The following is a 17,696-nucleotide window of genomic DNA, read 5'->3' as shown; positions in this document are numbered from 1 at the left end:
GGCTCTACTTTTCAGACCGCCTAGAAATGGGAGGATTACCCGGGCAATTGCCCGAAATGGATGGGCTGGAAAGACGCCGGGAACTCACACAAGACCGGACCTAAATCGGGGGCATCTCCAAGCGGCGGGAAGTCTCTACTACTAGCTGGCCTTGATGGGGGACTTTACAATGTATTCAGCCTATTGTGGGTTCCTAGAAAATGTACTCAACCCCAACTCTTATTAGTTCTGTTTAGACTTGGAGCCGATGACTGATACTCCAAGAGCAAGACAGTATCCAACATTGGAGTCTTACCGTTAGAGAGCGTAACCAATAAATTAACTATTCATTCCAAACTGAAAATATTTATGTTCGATCTGTGTGAATCCACAGCTTTGAAGGAGTGAAAACAAATCCTGTCTGTTGTAATAACGCTTATGGTCTCGAATCTCATCTTCACTTACAATTTTGAGAGTGTATGCAAGAAATTCTAGCACAGGTTTTGCTTTTTTTACTAGGGACAGTACCGACAAGGGCACCCACTTTTTTGAGAACTCTCTTTACCTCACAGAGTATATCAAATGGATGATCCAAGTGCTCCAATACAGCCATCATGGTCACAACATCGAAACACCCACTATCCAAGGTTAGATTCTTAGTTAATGTCACAGACATTGTTTTTAATTTCTCTGTTGCAATATTGGGGGCTTTAAAATCAATCCCAACCCCTCTATCAATAACAGGTTCAACCATTTTTAACAGTCGAGCTTCCCAGCCACATCCGATATCGAGTAAATGGCCTCCTTTAAATTGCGAAATCACAGGCGAAATCATCGACAAACGCCTTCGCCGCAAAAAAGGCTCTAACAATGCTTCCTTCGCATTTTCCTCCCAGGGAAAACAAAATACTTACGTAATATGAAATTACCGCCAAAACCGACAAAAGAAGCCCAAACTTTGCCCGCCAAAGGCGAAAGTCCTATACTCGTCATGGCATAAGTTACAGCATAATCTATGCAGCACATTATTGCCACCATGACAATATAAATAAGCATCTCACCAGGAGCTGACCAACGGGCTTTATGTCGAAAAAGGATAGTGATACACAGCAGGTAATTCGTTGCCGCTGAAAGAATAAATGCTAACCCAATTGATATCGCCAAGCCCAGCCCAAAAGCCAAAAAGGCACAAAACAGACTCACATTAATGATTGCACTTGCACAACCTATAAAGAAATATAGCAAAATCTGCATTGGCAAAGGGGCAGTATGAGCGCTATAGTGAAGAATGCAATAAAAGGCGCGCGCCCCATCCTTCCATCCTATTTTTTTGCCTTCCTCATATGTGCGCGGGGAATAATGAATGGCACACTCATACACTCGATAGCCCAATTGCCCAACATAGGCTGTGACTTCCGGTTCAAAACCGAAGCGATCTTCCTTTAGCATTGGCACAATTTTTTTGATCGCCTCGCGTTTGAAAAGCTTGTAGCAGGTCTCCATGTCGCTAATATCTAAGTTAGTGAACATATTGGACGCAAACGTCAACGCATTGTTCATCCATGTATGCCAAAAATACAGTACTCTCCGTACATCTCGGCGCAAATACCGCGAACCGTAGACAACGTCCGCTTTACCCTCCTGAAGGGGTTTGAGTAGAGTGAGATAGTCTAGCGGATCGTACTCTTTGTCGGCGTCCTGGATACCTACGAAATCTCCCGTCGCATAGGAAAAACCGGTGCGTAGCGCCGCCCCCTTGCCACGATTGACCTCATGGTGGACTACCGTCACTTCCATATACTCATCCGCCAGACTCTGGGCCACAGGCAAGCTGTTGTCGCTTGAGTGATCGTCAACGATTATCAATTCAAGAGTGACGCCGTGTTCTTTCAAGGCGAGACAACGCCGTATACACTCCGCGAGTGTGCCTTCTTCATTATAGCATGGTATGACAAGAGAGAGGACCGGACAAATTGATTCCATTTTATAAATTTCTACCTTTAATAACAAATTAAATGCTGCTTAGCGACTGAAGGGACAACAGTCTGTCTCATTAGCAAATAGCCAATCTCTTCAGGTCATTCATCACTCGCTTTCAGGCGATTTTCGAAGTACGCAATGGTTTTGACCAACCCTTCACGCAGGGGAACTTTTGGTTCCCAACCCAACTTTTCCTTGGCTATGGAAATATCCGGTTTGCGCTGGACAGGATCATCGCACGGAAGGTCGCAAAATGTGATTTTTGACTTGGAGTTCACTAGGTCAACGACCGTCTCAGCCAATTCAAACACGCTAAATTCACCAGGATTTCCAAGGTTTATTGGCCCTGTGCAGTCATCCGAAGTATTCTCCATAAACAGAACAAAGGCATCAATAAGGTCGTCTACGTAACAGAAGCTACGGGTTTGTTCTCCCTTTCCATAAACAGTGATATCTTCCCCTCGTAGAGCTTGAACCACAAAATTGGAGACAACTCGACCGTCGTTCAGGGCCATGCGGGGGCCATATGTATTGAAGAGGCGCGCAACCTTAATGCGCAGGCTGTGCTGGCGGTAGTAATCAAAAAAAAGAGTCTCAGCACATCGCTTTCCCTCATCGTAGCAGGAACGCGGCCCAATAGGATTAACGTGGCCCCAGTAAGACTCAACCTGGGGATGCACCTCAGGGTTGCCATAAACTTCACTGGTGGAAGCCTGAAATATTTTGGCACCGATACGTTTGGCTAAGCCGAGCAGGTTAATAGCCCCATGCACACTGGTCTTGGTCGTCTGCACGGGGTCGTGTTGATAGTGGACGGGTGAAGCCGGGCATGCCAAATTGTAAATCTCATCGACTTCCACATAGAGAGGGAAACAGACATCGTGCCGGAGCACTTCAAAACGGGGGTTACGCAGCAGGTGTAGGATATTATCTTTATTCCCGGTAAAATAGTTGTCAACGCAAAGAACGTTATGCCCTAAGCCCAGCAACCGTTCACAAAGATGCGAGCCGAGAAATCCTGAACCGCCAGTAACGAGGATGTTTTTTTTCTTCATATTCTTAATCGATAAGATTTTGTGGAGTCAGAGCGTTACGATGAAATCTTCCTGGATGCAACAATGTAGTTTGGGTTGTGTGTCGAACATTGGCGGGCTCTTGTCCACTCTGGATCAAAGGGAACCAGTCAAGCAACACATTTCTCCGCGTCCTGGCGGCGTTCAAGTGGCAACAAAACGGGTAACACCACGGTAAGAAGTAGCAATAGATTATAAGGGAGCATTACTCGGTCGGCGCTGGAGGCAATATGCCAATCCAAATCGTAAGGAGTAATTAAATATATCATAAAAACCAATGCGATATATGCCGTGGCGGCAAGCCAAGGTGCCAACAGCGAAAGGGATTGACGACGCGTTGGGACGAATGCACTCCAACGCTGCCGCAGCAGAACACACCCTCCATTGATCAATATCGATGCACACCAAAGCCACACGGTACCCAAGTCTACAAAGACTTTTTGCCATATTATCGACGGGGCTCCAGAGAGGACTGCTGTTTGAATTCGTATCCACATATTACCCGCAAAGAGGTCATTACTTAGCCCCTGTTGCCACAATAGATAACGCCACACCCCCACGGGTAAAAAGACCAGAATCAGCAGGAGAAGCGATGGCAGAGCTCCTCTGAGGCGGACCTTCACGTCGATCATGAGAACCACTATAGCCATCGACACGGTACTCAATATGGCCAGGGGAATCCCCTCATTCTTAAAATAAGCGGCAAAAATGATGGCAATCATAGCGCAAATCAAATTCCTGCGGTGGCCTCTATTCACGTAGTCGATGAAGAACAAATGGCCCAGAACACATGATGCAGCCATCCAGCCATCCATGTACCCATTATACATAAATTTACCCGGCATCCACAGCAAGGCAATCAAGATCGCAGCTTTTGTCCAACCTCGCAAGTCTAAGGCAGCGATCCCCAGCCATAAAGCCACCAGCGGGAGCATGAGCGCCACTTTGCCAAGGTACTCGTTCCACAAGCCTGCAAGTTTAGCGGCGATAGCGGAAAAAAGAGGAATAAATTTTGGGTAGTCAAAGTGGTCCACTACAGACGGATTAAACTTATTAAGGTAAAAGCCGTGCTCGAAAAAAATCATTTTACCATGAAAAAACCATATGGAACGCGCATCCCAGTCCCACAGGGGGGTGTATAATATTTTTATAACCAGCGGAATAAAAGGCAGAAACAAAAAGAAGTGCCGCCTCATTCTTGTCACCCCAGTTCGGCATACCTGGGAAAGAGCTAGCCACAGATAAAAAACTAGGCCGCCATAGAGCGCCCAGCAGAGCCCTTTAAGGGGAACCCCGAGCAAAGCCAAAGTGAATAAAGACGCTGTGCCTGCCTGCAACCGCAGATATGCATTCGAATCCTGGTCAGGAACGCGCAAGCTCAAAGACAAAATGCTGCCAAGGCCCAGGCACCCCAGGATAAGCACTATGCTATTTACTAACGACGCCAATAGACACCCCTTGCTTGTCCCAGACAATTTTCGCCCCGCTCCGAAAGACCGCCTCCGTATCACCCGCGAGAAAGGACGCCCCCTGACTTTGTAGCAAAATAGGATAAGTAAACTCTCTGCTTCGCTGGCGAAGCAAGGAATTTTTCCCCATTTCCCCTACAAGGGTGAAAGTTGTAGCGCCTACTTCGATGAGTCCGCGTTTCAGTAACCGGACCTCTGGGGGGAGTATTTCTTCTCCAGCATGAGATTTGCCCACTGCGGGAAACCCTACCCTCAAATTGTTCCAAAGGCGGTCCAAAGAATACCTACCCCCGTTAGGGGCAATTAACAGCAGAGGTACAATAATGACCAAGCTTGCACAAAACCGCAGTGCTCCCACAATTAATTCTTGCCTTGCTTGTGAGGGGTTTTCTTGGGGGAAAAGGGTATTTACTATTTTACAAAGCGATAATATCATACTTTTATTTGAACTTTATATCAACGTCGCTAAATACTCCGGGAAGGCATAGGCGGACAAGTTTCCTCTCGCCCGTCAGTCAACTGTGATACTTTAATCTTGTTAACCGTATACGGTGACAAGACATAAATCATATTCAATTTAAATAGTTAGGCGAAGGGGTCCATCTAGCTAGATTCGCGTTTTGTATATCTCCATCGACTTGATTCGGTCAACACCCCTGTGAGGGCAATGAAAAATCGAACCAAGTGCCAAAGCCCTTCGTAGGCCATTGGCAACCATGCGCTAGCCGCCGGTTGCGTTGCCGAGCACCTTCTTCTGCTCGTCGGGGTCCATGTTGAGAAGTGATTTCCCAAAATCAAACATAATTCAGTCCCTCCTGTCAGGATGTCGATTGTTAAAAGATCAGGCATCCTAACCCTGGCTTTCGGCCTCAACCTCAAGCAGGCATAAAGGATACGGAACGGAGGGGAAAAACATGAGATTGCAGCTTAACATATTTCGGAATAAGGTCTGCTGCGGGGGAACGCATATATTTTCTTCACAAAAAAAGGCTTGGAAGTTAACTTCCAAGCCTTTTGCTTTCTCNTTAACATATTTCGGAATAAGGTCTGCTGCGGGGGAACGCATATATTTTCTTCACAAAAAAAGGCTTGGAAGTTAACTTCCAAGCCTTTTGCTTTCTCGTGGTGGAGCTGGAGGGAATCGAACCCACGACCTCTTGAATGCTATTCAAGACGCGGGCTTTGTATCATTTGAAATCATTACTGTTTTTTGCCATGATACCAATTTTTTGCGGAAAGCGGTGATTTGAGGCTGCGAGAGGGGAGCCAAGTGTGCTTATGGAAGATAGCTTTTGACCTTCTCAGGACAAAGGCTCATGGCTGCATCTAGCGCCTCTTCTGGTGTTGAACACACGACACAGAACCAATGCCCGCCAGGAGTGACCTGCTCCCGTGAAATAGGTCCACCGACAATGTGAGTTCTTCGGCGAAATCGACTATCAGAAAGTAGGAGGATTTTGTCGTAAAGAAATCAAGGTACACCGAAGAACACATCGCCTTTGCCCTGCGCCAGGCCGAGCATGGGACTCCCGTGAAGGAAGTGATCCACAAGATGGGGATCAGCGAGCTTCGCCGTCTGAAGATGCTCGAAGAAGAAAACCGCAAGCTCAAGAAGATGGTAGCGGATCTGAGTCTCGACAAAGTCATGCTTCAGGACGTGCTGTCAAAAAAGCTCTAAGGCTTGGTCGTCGTCGGGAGTTGGTGGACCACCTCCGGGTTGACTACGACGTAAGCATCCGTTGGGCCTGTCGTATCGCACTGATTTCGCGGTCGCTGTATACCTACTGACGAAAGACCGACGATCAAGCCGAGCTGCGCATGAGAATCTGTGAAATCGCCGCAACCCGAGTTCGCTATGGTTACCGGTGCATTCACGTTTTACTCTGTCGGGAAGGCTGGGGAATCAACCACAAGCGGGTATATCGCCTCTACAAGGAGGAAGGACTGTTGCTCCGCAGCAAGCGGCCCAAACGCATCGTAAGTGCTATGCACCGTGAAAAGGCAGAAAGCGCAACGCGGCCCGACGAAGTGTGGTCCATGGACTTCATGAGCGATGCTTTTTTTGATGGCCGTAGGCTCAAGCTGATGGCCGTAGTCGACAACTATACGCGGGAAAGCCTTGCCATTGAGGTCGCACAGGGGATTACGGGTGAACGGTGACCGAGGTGCTGGCCAAGATAGCCCGTGATCGCTCACTGCCAGCTCGTATCAAATGCGATAATGGACCGGAATTCACGTCAACGGCCTTGGGCAAATGGGCCTATAAACACCACGTTGAACTGGACTATTCCCGACCGGGAAAGCCTACGGACAACGGACATATTGAATCTTTCAACGGTCGTTTCAGAGACGAATGCCTCAATGTGAACTGGTTCTTGTCTCTGGAGGATGCCCAGGGTAAGATTGAGGTGTAGCGACAGGACTACAATGAGAGTCGCCTTCACTCGTCCCTGGGCAACCTGACGCCCATTGAGTTCGCCATCCATTCCGGGCAATTGCCCGAAATGGATGGGCTGGAAAGACACCGGGAACTCACACAAGCCCGGACCTAAAACGGGGGCATCTCCATGACTGGCTGCCACTAACAGCGGAGCTGGCCTGAGCGTTAACCGAACATGCCAAGTCAAAACGGAGTGAATATGTCTTCTGCGACAAGGACGGAATGCCCTATGCGGAACGGCAGCGGTTGATTCCCCGGCTATGCAAGGAGGCCGGGGTGCGACCATTCACCTACCACGCCATCCGGCATCTGACGGCGTCCATTCTGGCTCAGGCGGGCATGGACATCCCCACGATCCAGAAGATGCTCCGGCATAAGAATTCCCTGACTACCACGATCTACCTTCATAGCCTGGGAATCATGAAAAATGAGTTGGACAAGGCGTTCTCCAGATAAAGGGAAAGGCCTCGGAAGCAGCAGTTTCCGGGGCCTTTTTCAGTCCGTTTACACATATTTTTACACACCCAACAAAGAAGCGGCTACGGCAATATGCCGTAACCGCTTAAAATGTTTGGTGCGCCAGGTAGGATTCGAACCCACGGCCGTCGGCTTAGAAGGCCGATGCTCTATCCACCTGAGCTACTGGCGCGCGTGGAAAACTCCTTAAACAAGGCGGGGCGTGGAGGTCAAGGACATTCGACGAGTCGTTATTCGCCGATGATCTTCACCAGGACGCGTTTTTTGCGGCGGCCGTCGAATTCGCCGTAGAAGATGCGCTCCCAGGTGCCGAAGTCGAGTTGGCCGTCGGTCACGGCAACCACCACCTCGCGGCCCATGACCTGGCGTTTCATGTGCGCGTCCGCATTGTCCTCGAACCCGTTGTGCCGGTATTGGGAGACCGGCGCGTGCGGGGCCAGCTTCTCCAGCCAGACCTCATAGTCGTGGTGCAGCCCCGATTCGTCGTCGTTGATGAACACCGAAGCGGTGATGTGCATGGCGTTGACCAGGCACAGCCCCTCACGGATGCCCGACTCGCGCAGACACGTTTCCACGTCCTCGGTGATGTTCACAAACGCCCGGCGCGTGGGAATTTCGTAAAAGAGTTCCTTGCGATAGGATTTCATGCCGCATCCCTTAGCATAATCGCGGCCGGGGGGCCACGGCAAATCACCGCCCTCGTCCTCCCATGGTCTTCGCAAACCCTGGCCCGGCGCGGGTTGTGTCACGATTCGGGGAAACCCGGAAATAATGCTTGCATTCGCGAAATTCTTGCGTACAAGCTCCATCCATTGGCCCGCGGCATCCGGATTGACCGATCCGAACGGCGGCGGGCGCGCGGAACGCCCCTGGGGTATGCACCCACCGGATGTGGCTTCCGCCGGGTTCGCGTCATGTCGGCGCGGGCCAACCGTACCAAGGGGGTTTTATGTGTTCAGTTGATGGCAGGGCGAGTCGCCCGGCCCGTAAGGCAAGGAGGTGTTTCGGTCACTAACCGCTAACTCACGAGGTGTTGATGAATGAACACTGTCGGTGTGCATTGTATTCTTGAACTCAAAGGTTGTCCTTCCCCTCTGCTCGACGACGAGCAGCTCATTCTTGAAACCATGGTCGCCGCGTCCCAACGCGCGATGTCCACCCTGCTCGACATCACCAGTCACAAGTTTCAGCCGCAGGGCGTCACGGCTCTGGCTCTGCTTGCTGAATCCCACATTTCCATTCACACCTGGCCCGAATCGGGCTATGCGGCCGTGGATATCTTCACCTGCGGCCAAACCGCCCGGCCTCGGCTCGCCTGCGAATTTTTCGTGCGCGAACTCCAGGCCTTGGATCACACGTTGACCGTGCTGCCGCGCGGCAACGGTTGCGGGTGCCACCATCCCTTGACCCCGAAAGAGGAGGCGACGCTGTGGCAGGCTCGAAGCTGACATGCGATTACTGGATCACCGAGTACATGACCGAGGATGACGTCCACCTTCATGGGGTGGAACAGATTCTCGAGTTCAAGCGGACGGAATATCAGGAGATGTCCATAGTCCGCTCCAAGACATTCGGCACGGGGCTGATCCTGGACGGCAAGTGGCAGGTCTCCGAGCGCGACGAATTCCTCTACCACGAGCCGCTCGTTCATACCGCCCTGTACCAGCACGGCGCGCCCAGGCGCGTCCTGGTTCTGGGAGGGGCGGACGGCGGGGCCGTGCGTGAGGTGCTCAAGTGGCGGTCCGTGGAAAAGACCGTCCAGGTGGAGATCGACGAAGTCGTGTACAACGCCTGCCAGGAACACCTGGCCGCCATTCACCAGGGATGCTTCCAGAATCCGCGCGCCGAGATCCGTTTCGGCGACGCTTTCGAAGTGTTGGAAAAGGAGGGCGGTTCCTGGGATGTGATCATCTGCGATCTGTCCGACCCGTTGGAGGACAGCCCGGCCATGAATCTGTTCACCCGGGAGTTCTTCACCACCTGCCGCGAGGCCCTGGCCCCCGGCGGCGTGTTCGTCATCCAGGCCGGACCGGTCACGCCGCCCTTCGACGACGGCCACGCCCGTATCGTGCGCACCCTGGGGACCGTGTTCGAACACACCACCCACTTCTTCTCCTGCACCCCCACCTACGTGGTTCCGCTCGGCTTCGCCCTGGGCTCCCTCAACCCCGTGGACACCGACCCGGAACCCGCCCGGGTGGATGCCTTCCTGGCGGAAAACGTGAACGGCGAACTGAAGTTCTTCGACGGCATCGCTCTGCGGGGGCTCATGAGCCCGCCCAAGTACCTGCGCGACAAGGTGGCCAAGGGGGAAACCCTGTCCACCCTCGACGATCCCGCCCGCTATACCGGAACCGGCGTCAAGTCGTAAGCCGTCATTCGGAGCATGAAAACAACAAACCCCGCCGGTGCATGCGCCGGCGGGGTTTGATTTTTGATGCCTCCGGCGGCCAGAGGGGGAAACTTTCGAGAAAGCTTCCCCCTCTGGACTCCCCCTTCCAAGCTTTTCGGGTGCCTGCGGCAGGGGCGTTCGGTCGCGGAAGGGCGTGTGCGTTCCGGGTGATGGGGGACGAAGCGAACCGGGGCCAAGGGCCGCCTTTAAGCCTCCCCCGCGAAACGGCAACAAAAAGTTTAGGAAAAGAAGGGGATGGGGGGTCGGGTGAAGGCCTCCTACCGCTTCTCCCAATCGCGTACGTCGCCCGGGCTCAGGGTAAACAGGGGGTGCGGTGCGGGGCGGCAGCGGCGGGAGTCTTCGAAGCGTTCGGGGTCGCGTTGTTCGAGCTTGCCCAGCAGGTGTTGCCACTCGTAATCGAGCTGGCCGGTGGTTTCGGGGATGGGAGCGGCCTCGGCGTATTCGTCGATTTTGGACGCGTCGAAATTGTAGCCCCGGTTGCGGGCTTCCGCGAGCACGGCCGCGAGATAGGCGTCGATGGCCTTGAGCGGGTCGGGGTGGGCGCGGAAACGGATGAGTTGGGGATGGTTGGTGTAGCCGATGGTCCGGCCGTGCAGCACCTTGCGGGCGAGCAGGCCTTCACGCCAAACGGCCGTGAGACCCTTGACGTCGAGAAAGCGGGGATGGACGGTCCAGAGCCGCACGCCGCCTACCTCGTTTCGGCCAAGTAGCCCAGTTCCCGGGCGAAATCGTCGGTTTCGGCGGGCTTGCCGTGGAGCAGGTGTCCCAGCCGCATCATGTCGCCGGTCGGAAAGTCCTTTTGCCAGCGGGCGTAGTAGCCGGTGAAGCCGTACATCCAGAGCATCTCCGAGGCCTGGGTGAAGACCTGGCTGGCGAACTGGTCCCAGGTGGTCGAGGTTTCGATCTTCCAGACCGGATATTCCTCGCCGCCCACCTCGCGCGTGCCCTTGAAGTCCACCGAGATGTCGAGCACCCCGTCCGGCCTGGGGGTGATCACCCAGTAATACAGCCATCCCTCGCCGCCCCATTCGAATTCGGTATGCCGATAATCGGCCTCCATGTCCGTGGGGGCGTCAAGCCCGTGCACGTCGCACAGACAGCGGAACAGGTCCTTGATGGGCTCGGAGAAATTGGAATTGACGCTCAGGTCAAAGTGCGAATCGCCCGACACCAGGCGGGCTTCGAGCCACCCGGACCGAGCCTCGGTCAGGAAGATTTCAAAACGGTCGTCGGACACCCCGGCCTCCATGTCGAGTCTGTTCGCACACTACATAAGTCGGCTCGGATAGGCAAAGGATACATGACCCGGGGTCAGGCCGGAACGCCGTGCGAACCCTTGCCAGAAAAGGGTTTACAGGGTGCTGTATTTTCGCTACGTACATGACTCTTCTTAATATGGGAGAATAGTTGATTCGTAACATATTCGAATCGCTGATCTTCCTCGAAAGGAGCGTAAAGATGTCGGGTTCGGCCGCCTGCGCCGACCGAGCAAACGGGGCTCGCCTGCCTCGGAAACGATGACCCGCCAGCTCGGAACCCTCATCTTGAAAATATACGTTAAAACTACTTTGTCCGAGGTCCGTTGTGGAGGTAACCCATGGAAAAAACTAATGAATCTGTAGAAACGCCCGAAATGGAAATGAATTTCGCCGACGCGCTCGACGAATATCTTAATTCCGATTTCGGCGACCTGGACGAAGGAACCATCGTCTCCGGTGAAGTCGTCAAGGTCGATAAGGACTACGTGCTCGTCGATGTGAACTTCAAGTCCGAAGGCCAGATCCCGGTCTCGGAATTCACCGAGCCGGACGGCACCGTGTCCGTCGCTGTCGGTGAGAAGGTTGACGTGTTCGTCGCCCGCAAGAACGAAGCCGAAGGCACCATCTACTTGTCCCGCGACAAGGCCAAGCGGATGCAGCTTTTTGATAAACTGGAAGAACTCCAGGAGAAGGACGGCGAAGCCGTCGGCCGTATCATCCGCCGCATCAAGGGCGGCTACACCGTCGATCTCGGCGGCGTCGAGGCTTTCCTGCCCGGCTCCCACGTGGACCTGCGTCCCGTTCCGGATATGGACGCCCTGGTCAACCAGGAATTCGATTTCAAGATCCTCAAGATCAACCGCCGCCGTTCCAACGTCATTGTCTCCCGCCGCGTGCTTCTTGAAGAAATGCGCTCCGAGCAGCGCGAGAAGCTGCTGGAAACCCTCGAAGAGGGTCAGGTGGTTCAGGGCAAGGTCAAGAACATCACCGAGTACGGCGTGTTCATCGACCTCGGCGGTCTCGACGGCCTGCTGCACATCACCGACATGTCCTGGAAGCGCATCAAGCATCCCAAGGAGATGGTCGGTCTGGGCGACGATCTCGAATTGAAGATCCTCAACTTCGACCGCGAAGGCCAGAAGGTCTCCCTGGGTCTCAAGCAGCTCGTGCCCGATCCGTGGGAAAATATCGCCGAGAAGTACCCCGAGGGTTCCCGCTTCACCGGCATCATCACCAATCTGGCCGACTACGGCGCGTTCGTCGAGCTGGAAAACGGCGTGGAAGGACTGGTCCACATCTCCGAGATGTCCTGGACCCGCAAGCTCCGCCACCCCTCCCAGATGGTCAAGGTCGGCGAAGAGGTCGATGTGGTCGTCCTCGGCGTGGACCCCGAGAAGAAGCGCATCAGCCTCGGCATGAAGCAGATCTCCCCGAACCCGTGGGATGTCGTCGCCGAGAAGTACCCCGAGGGCACCGTCCTTGAGGGCGCCATCAAGAACATCACCGAATTCGGCGTGTTCATCGGCATCGAGGAAGGCATCGACGGCCTGATCCACGTGTCCGACATCTCCTGGACCAAGAAGATCCGCCACCCCTCCGAGGTCTACAAGGTCGGTGACTCCGTCCAGGCCAAGGTCCTCACCGTGGACAAGGAGAACGAGAAGTTCACCCTGGGCGTCAAGCAGCTGACCGAAGACCCGTGGACTCAGGTCCCGGCCAAGTACCCCGTGGGCCAGAAGGTCACCGGCACGGTCACCAACATCACCGACTTCGGTCTCTTCGTCGAGGTCGAGGAAGGCATCGAAGGTTTGGTGCACGTCTCCGAGATCAGCCGCAAGAAGATCAAGTCCCCCTCCGAGATGTTCAAGGAAGGCGACAGCATCGAAGCCAAGGTCATCCACGTGTCCGCCGACGAGCGCCGTCTGGGCCTGTCCATCAAGCAGACCAAGGAAGAGCCCGCCCGTTCCGGTGGCGGCAAGTCCAAGTCCTTCGGTGGCGACAGCGTGAGCGCTGGTTCCACCCTGGGCGATCTGCTCCGCGAGAAGCTTGAGGAAGCCGCTGGTGACGCGCTGGCCGCCGCCCAAGAGGAAGAGGCCGCAGCTGAAGCCCCGGTCGAAGAGGCCGTCGCCGAAGCTCCGGTCGAGGAAGTCGTCGCTGAAGCTCCGGCCGAGGAAGTCGTCGAATCCGAAGCCCCGGTCGAAGAAGAAACCAAATAAGGTAACAACGTCATGCGCATGGCAGGAACCGGAGACCGTTTCTCCCAGCGCCACCCCTTCCTTTTCGGGGTGTTGATGATCGTACTGGCCATGGCCCTCATTACGGGGGTCATGGCCTTTTTCCGTTCCATGGGCTGGACCTCGGGCTCCCTCGTCCTGTCCGGCGACAAGATCGGCGTCGTCCACATCGACGGCATGATTCTCGATTCCACCCGCGTGGTCGATTTCATCCGGACCCTGGAGGAGGACGATGCGGTCAAGGGCGTGCTGCTGCGCGTCAATTCCCCCGGCGGGGCCATCGCCCCTTCGCAGGAAATCTATGCCGCCGTCAAAAAACTCAACCAAGTCAAGCCGGTCATAGCCTCCTATGGTACGGTCGCCGCCAGCGGCGGGTATTATTCCTCCTGTCCGGCCCGGCTCATTTACGCCAATCCCGGGTCCCTTACCGCCTCCATCGGCGTCATGGCCGAATTCGTCACCGTGGCCGACGCCATGGAGAAATTCGGCCTCAAGCCCGAAGTCCTGACCACCGGCAAATACAAGGCCGCGGGCACCCCCCTGCGCAACCTCTCCGATGCCCAGCGCGAACAGATGCTCGACCTCATGCAGGACCTCCACGATCAGTTCGTGGACCATGTGGCCGAAGCGCGCGGCATGGATCCCGCTCGCGTCCGGGCCATCGCCGACGGTCGCGCCGTCACCGGGCGGCAGGCCGTTTCCCTTGGCCTTGTGGACCGCATCGGCACCCAGTCCGACGCCATCGTCGAGCTCAAAAAGGAAACCGGCATCACGGGGCGTGCCGCTCTCGTCGAAGGCCCCGTCGTCAAGCGTTCCTTTGTCCAGGAACTCATGGGCTCCCTCAAGATCGACCTTTCCTCCAGCCTTCCGCAAGGCTGGTCCTTCTACTACAAATAGCCGCCGGGGCGCTCCCGGCCTTGCCGGACCCCGCCGGCACCCTTTTGAAAAGGGTTTCCTGGCCCCGCGCTCCCGGGGGGGCTTTGGCTGGGGCATGGTGTGGAGGGTTCGTGCAAAGGCCGCGGGCGTACCACGGCCTCCTGGGGCGGCACCCGACGCAGCAGGGCGGGATTGGACGGAAAGGACGGCGCGCCCCCTCTTATGAGGAAGCGCGCCGTCCTTTCCGCCTGAAGTCGCCGACCTGAACGGGGACGCTTCTTGTCGCGCCTTCCGCAACGAAGGAAGCGGCCCGACAGGTTTGGGAGATTCTCAAGAACCTTTGCCAAGAGGTTCCCAAGCCGCCGGAGGCGTTAGAAGCCGTAGCGAATGTATTCCTTGTCCCGCCTGTTGATCAATTGGACATAGCGGTAGGTGCCCTTGAGCTGTGCGTCCTCGACGGTCTGGTAGCCTTTGGCGCGGCATTCGGGGCAGGCGTTCACAGGGATTTCGACGCCGAGGCAGAGCGGCCCGGAGTCGGCGCGGGTTTCGACCTTGTAGAGTCCCCGGCACTGCTTGCACAGGGTGACGGACTCCTGCTGGACCTCGTTGATGCCGTCGGTGTCGTAGTAGATTTGCTTGTGGCGGACATAGTTGTCGCCGGTGATAACACCTTGGCGGCTGTCTCCTTTGGAGACGAATTTCGGCGGGTCGAAATAGAGGGCGGGGAGCTGTTTGCAGAGTTCCGCGATATATTCGGTGGTCCGGGCGTCCTGCCGGATGCGTTCGGCGTTGTAGTTGGGCTCGCGCACATGCGAGTAGTCCACGCCCGCCATGGCCAGGCAGATGCCGAGGTTGACATAGGGCAGGGCACCCTGGATGGAGTAGCCCCCTTCGAGCACGGCGATGTCCGGCTTGAGCATGTCGTTCATGGCCGCATAGCCGCCCGCCGAGAAGTTCATGTTGGTGATGGGGTCGGAGAAGTGGTTGTCCTGCCCGGCGGAGTTGATGACCAGGTCGGGCTTGAAGTCTTCGAGGATGGGCAGGACCACGCGCTCGACGGCCATGAGGAACCCTTCGTCCGAGGTGTTGGGCGGCAGGGGGATGTTCAGGGTCCGCCCCATGGCGTTGGGCCCGCCGAGGTCGCGGGGGAAGCCCGTGCCCGGGTAGAGGGTCCGGCCGTCCTGGTGCAGGGAGATGAACAGGGTGTCCGGGTCGTGCCAGTAGATGTCCTGGGTGCCGTCGCCGTGGTGGCAGTCGGTGTCCACGATGGCGATGCGCTTGTGGCCGTATTTTTCCCGGATATGCTCGATCATGATGGCTTCGATGTTGATGGTGCAGAAGCCGCGCGAGCCGTGGACCACTTTCATGGCGTGGTGTCCCGGGGGGCGGACCATGGCGAAGGCGCGGTCCGTCTGCCCTTCCATGATCAGGTCTCCGGCCTTGATGGCCCCGCCCGCGGAGATGAGATGTGAGCGGGTGACCACGGAGGGGACGTCCGGGAAGCAGAAGTGGACGCGTTCCACATCTTCCACGGAGGCCACGTCGGGTTTGAATTCGGTGATGCCTTCGATGTCGAAAAGGCCTTCCTCGCGCAGTTGATCCTGGGTGTAGAGGAGCCGTTCCTGGCGTTCGGGGTGGGTGGGCGAGATGGCCCAGTCGAAGGCCGGGAAGAAGATGATGCCGAGGGTGTTGTTGGATTTGATCATGGTTTAGCGTCCCTCTCCGAAGGTCTTGATTACGCCGGGCCGGACCTGGCACTTGACGCGGATGTTCCGGCCCACCATGTCGTAGCCCTCGACCATGTTGAAGCTGGAGGCGTGGGTGATCTGGGCGTCCTCGGCCCGGAGAAACACGCCCATGGAATCGAGCTGCATGGTCAGTTGGTTGGCGGCGTCCCGTTTGGCGTCTTCCAGGTCGTACCCGGAGGGGACGTTTTCGCGGTAGGACAGGGAAGGGATGAACAGGACGTGGCGTTGGGTGTCGGCGAAGAGTTCGAGTTCCCAAGTGGTCCGGGTCAGGGCCGCGCCGATGGCGTTGGCCACGTCGAAGTTGGCGGGCACTTCGGTGGACAGTTGGAAGCGTTCGCGCAGTTCGTCCTTCAGGGCCTCGGCCGGACCGCCCATGAGATAGACCTTCTTGGGTACGATCCGTTTGCCTTCGAGGAGTTCGTGGATGGTGTAGACCGGCTTGGAGTTGATTTCGTCCACCAAGGCGCGGGCGGCGTCCTGGATGGCCCGGGCCGCGTAGGCCACGGCGTCCCCGGCGAGCTTGCCGCCCGTCAGGGTGCGGGCCGAGGCATAGGCGTCAATGGCCTGGCGGGAGGCCGCCACGTCGCCCACCGCGCTTGCTCCGGTGTAGTTCAGGGCGTCGGTCAGGGTGACGCGTTCTCCCCCCAGGCAGACGGACGGGCCGAGCCGGTTGGGGCCGACGCGGACCTCGGGGCCGACCACGGAGATGGCCGAATCGCCGCCGATGCCGATGGAGTGGACCTTGAGCGCGGAGACCAGGGTGGGGTGGGAGCCGATGTCGATGCCTTCGCGCTCGATGAGCGGCGCGCCGTCCGCGAAGACCGCGATGTCGGTGGTGGTCCCGCCGATGTCGAGGATGATCGAGTCGTGGAAGATGTCGGTCAGGGCGATGATGCCCATGACCGAGGCGGCCGGGCCGGAAAAGATGGACTGCACGGGCAGGGTCCTGGACTGGGGCAGGGGCATGGTCCCGCCGTCGGCCTTGAGGATGTTGACCTTGACGTTGCCGAGCCCCATGTCGTCGAGGGCTTCCTCCACGGCGGTGGCGAAGTCGTTGTACAGCCGCCAGACCGCGCAATTGAAATAGGCGGTGGCCACCCGGCGCGGGAAATTGAGCGCCCCGCCGAGCTGGTGTCCCTGGGTGACGAAGTCGGCGTGCTCGCAGGCGTCCACGGATTTGCAGTTGCAGACCGTGCGCCGGATGAGGTTCTCGTGGCGCGGGTTGCGGGTGGAGAACTTGGAGACCGCGGCGAAGACGCGCACGCCGTTTTCGCGGCAGGCGTCCACGGCCTTGGCCAGTTGGTGGGTGCTGAGCGCGCGGACCTCGTTGCCTCGGTGGTCGATGGACCCGTCGATGACGTAGAAGTCCTTGCAGGGCATGAAGTTGTGCGGGTCGATGCCCGGTCCGGCGGAAACGATGACACCCACGTCCTCGGTCTTGTTTTGGACGATGGCGTTGGTGGACAGGGTGGTGGACAGGTTGAGTTGGGTGACCGCGTTCCGGTCGATCCTGTCGAGGATGGCGGCCAGGGCCTCGGTGACGGACGAGAGCAGGTCGTCGTGTCGGGTGGGCACCTTGCAGGAGGCTACCACCGTGGGTTTGTCCCCGATGTCGATGGCGACTGCGTCGGTGTGGGTGCCGCCCACGTCGATTCCTAATAGCATTTCCACTCCATGGTTTAGTCTGGCGTCATTCCGGGGTACCCCCCTTGGGCGCGGCGCGCAAGTGTCCTTTCGGTCAATGGTCG

At 56.5% G+C, this 17,696-nt stretch carries 13 protein-coding genes, 1 tRNA gene and 2 pseudogenes; 6 read left to right on the top strand and 10 right to left on the bottom strand.

Annotated elements, in window-relative coordinates:
• Nucleotides 1-436 precede the first annotated feature (436 nt).
• From J0909_RS04965 to J0909_RS04950, 4 genes are all read right to left on the bottom strand, one after another.
• Nucleotides 437-814, bottom strand: a complete 378-nt coding sequence (locus tag J0909_RS04965; RefSeq protein ID WP_207260968.1) for a class I SAM-dependent methyltransferase — start codon at nt 812-814, stop codon at nt 437-439.
• Nucleotides 815-843: 29 nt separating this feature from the next.
• Nucleotides 844-1,962, bottom strand: coding sequence for a bifunctional glycosyltransferase family 2/GtrA family protein (locus J0909_RS04960; RefSeq protein ID WP_207260977.1), 1,119 nt, complete (start codon nt 1,960-1,962; stop codon nt 844-846).
• Between the two features lie 95 nt (nt 1,963-2,057).
• Nucleotides 2,058-3,014, bottom strand: coding sequence for a UDP-glucuronic acid decarboxylase family protein (locus J0909_RS04955; RefSeq protein ID WP_207260967.1), 957 nt, complete (start codon nt 3,012-3,014; stop codon nt 2,058-2,060).
• 128 nt (nt 3,015-3,142) lie between these two features.
• On the bottom strand, nt 3,143-4,480 hold the full coding sequence (locus tag J0909_RS04950; RefSeq protein WP_207260966.1) for a hypothetical protein: 1,338 nt from the start codon (nt 4,478-4,480) through the stop codon (nt 3,143-3,145).
• A gap of 1,513 nt (nt 4,481-5,993) precedes the next feature.
• Here J0909_RS04950 and J0909_RS04945 point away from each other — a divergent pair.
• Both J0909_RS04945 and J0909_RS04940 read left to right on the top strand, forming a co-directional pair.
• Nucleotides 5,994-7,053: pseudogene (locus J0909_RS04945) on the top strand (IS3 family transposase).
• Nucleotides 7,054-7,130: 77 nt separating this feature from the next.
• A pseudogene (locus tag J0909_RS04940) lies at nt 7,131-7,397 on the top strand (tyrosine-type recombinase/integrase); the annotation flags it as partial.
• Nucleotides 7,398-7,513: 116 nt separating this feature from the next.
• Here J0909_RS04940 and J0909_RS04935 read toward each other — a convergent pair.
• Nucleotides 7,514-7,590: transfer RNA gene (locus J0909_RS04935), tRNA-Arg, on the bottom strand.
• Nucleotides 7,591-7,648: 58 nt separating this feature from the next.
• Entirely contained in the window at nt 7,649-8,065 is a 417-nt protein-coding gene (locus J0909_RS04930) for a secondary thiamine-phosphate synthase enzyme YjbQ (protein WP_207260965.1), read from the bottom strand.
• A 393-nt stretch (nt 8,066-8,458) separates the two neighbouring features.
• Between J0909_RS04930 and speD the strand changes: the two genes are divergently transcribed.
• Both speD and J0909_RS04920 read left to right on the top strand, forming a co-directional pair.
• Nucleotides 8,459-8,866 carry an adenosylmethionine decarboxylase gene (gene speD / locus J0909_RS04925; protein ID WP_207260964.1) on the top strand — a complete coding sequence of 136 codons (408 nt, stop codon included), beginning with the start codon at nt 8,459-8,461 and terminating at the stop codon, nt 8,864-8,866.
• Nucleotides 8,848-9,789, top strand: a complete 942-nt coding sequence (locus J0909_RS04920) for a spermine/spermidine synthase domain-containing protein (RefSeq protein ID WP_207260963.1) — start codon at nt 8,848-8,850, stop codon at nt 9,787-9,789. The genes speD and J0909_RS04920 overlap by 19 nt, the downstream gene beginning before the upstream one ends.
• A 299-nt stretch (nt 9,790-10,088) precedes the next feature.
• On the opposite strand, the gene J0909_RS04915 is transcribed toward J0909_RS04920, so the two are convergent.
• Nucleotides 10,089-10,514: a pyrimidine dimer DNA glycosylase/endonuclease V gene (locus tag J0909_RS04915; protein WP_207260962.1), complete on the bottom strand. Its 426-nt coding sequence runs from the start codon at nt 10,512-10,514 to the stop codon at nt 10,089-10,091.
• A gap of 5 nt (nt 10,515-10,519) precedes the next feature.
• Nucleotides 10,520-11,068 (bottom strand): hypothetical protein, encoded by a 549-nt coding sequence (locus J0909_RS04910; RefSeq protein ID WP_207260960.1) that lies wholly within the window; start codon nt 11,066-11,068, stop codon nt 10,520-10,522.
• A 360-nt stretch (nt 11,069-11,428) separates the two neighbouring features.
• Between J0909_RS04910 and J0909_RS04905 the strand changes: the two genes are divergently transcribed.
• Nucleotides 11,429-13,306, top strand: a complete 1,878-nt coding sequence (locus J0909_RS04905) for a 30S ribosomal protein S1 (protein ID WP_207260959.1) — start codon at nt 11,429-11,431, stop codon at nt 13,304-13,306.
• Nucleotides 13,307-13,318: 12 nt separating this feature from the next.
• Entirely contained in the window at nt 13,319-14,221 is a 903-nt protein-coding gene (sppA, locus tag J0909_RS04900) for a signal peptide peptidase SppA (protein WP_207260958.1), read from the top strand.
• A gap of 350 nt (nt 14,222-14,571) precedes the next feature.
• On the opposite strand, the gene J0909_RS04895 is transcribed toward sppA, so the two are convergent.
• Nucleotides 14,572-15,906, bottom strand: a complete 1,335-nt coding sequence (locus J0909_RS04895) for a histone deacetylase family protein (RefSeq protein WP_207260957.1) — start codon at nt 15,904-15,906, stop codon at nt 14,572-14,574.
• Nucleotides 15,907-15,909: 3 nt separating this feature from the next.
• On the bottom strand, nt 15,910-17,613 hold the full coding sequence (locus J0909_RS04890; RefSeq protein ID WP_207260956.1) for a hydantoinase/oxoprolinase family protein: 1,704 nt from the start codon (nt 17,611-17,613) through the stop codon (nt 15,910-15,912).
• Nucleotides 17,614-17,696 lie beyond the last annotated feature (83 nt).

Origin of the sequence: Desulfovibrio sp. Huiquan2017 (genome assembly GCF_017351175.1) — a bacterium.
Taxonomy (GTDB): Bacteria; Desulfobacterota; Desulfovibrionia; order Desulfovibrionales; family Desulfovibrionaceae; genus Pseudodesulfovibrio.
The sequence above is the reverse complement of the archived record's forward strand: the minus strand, read 5'-3'. Positions and strand labels throughout refer to the sequence as shown.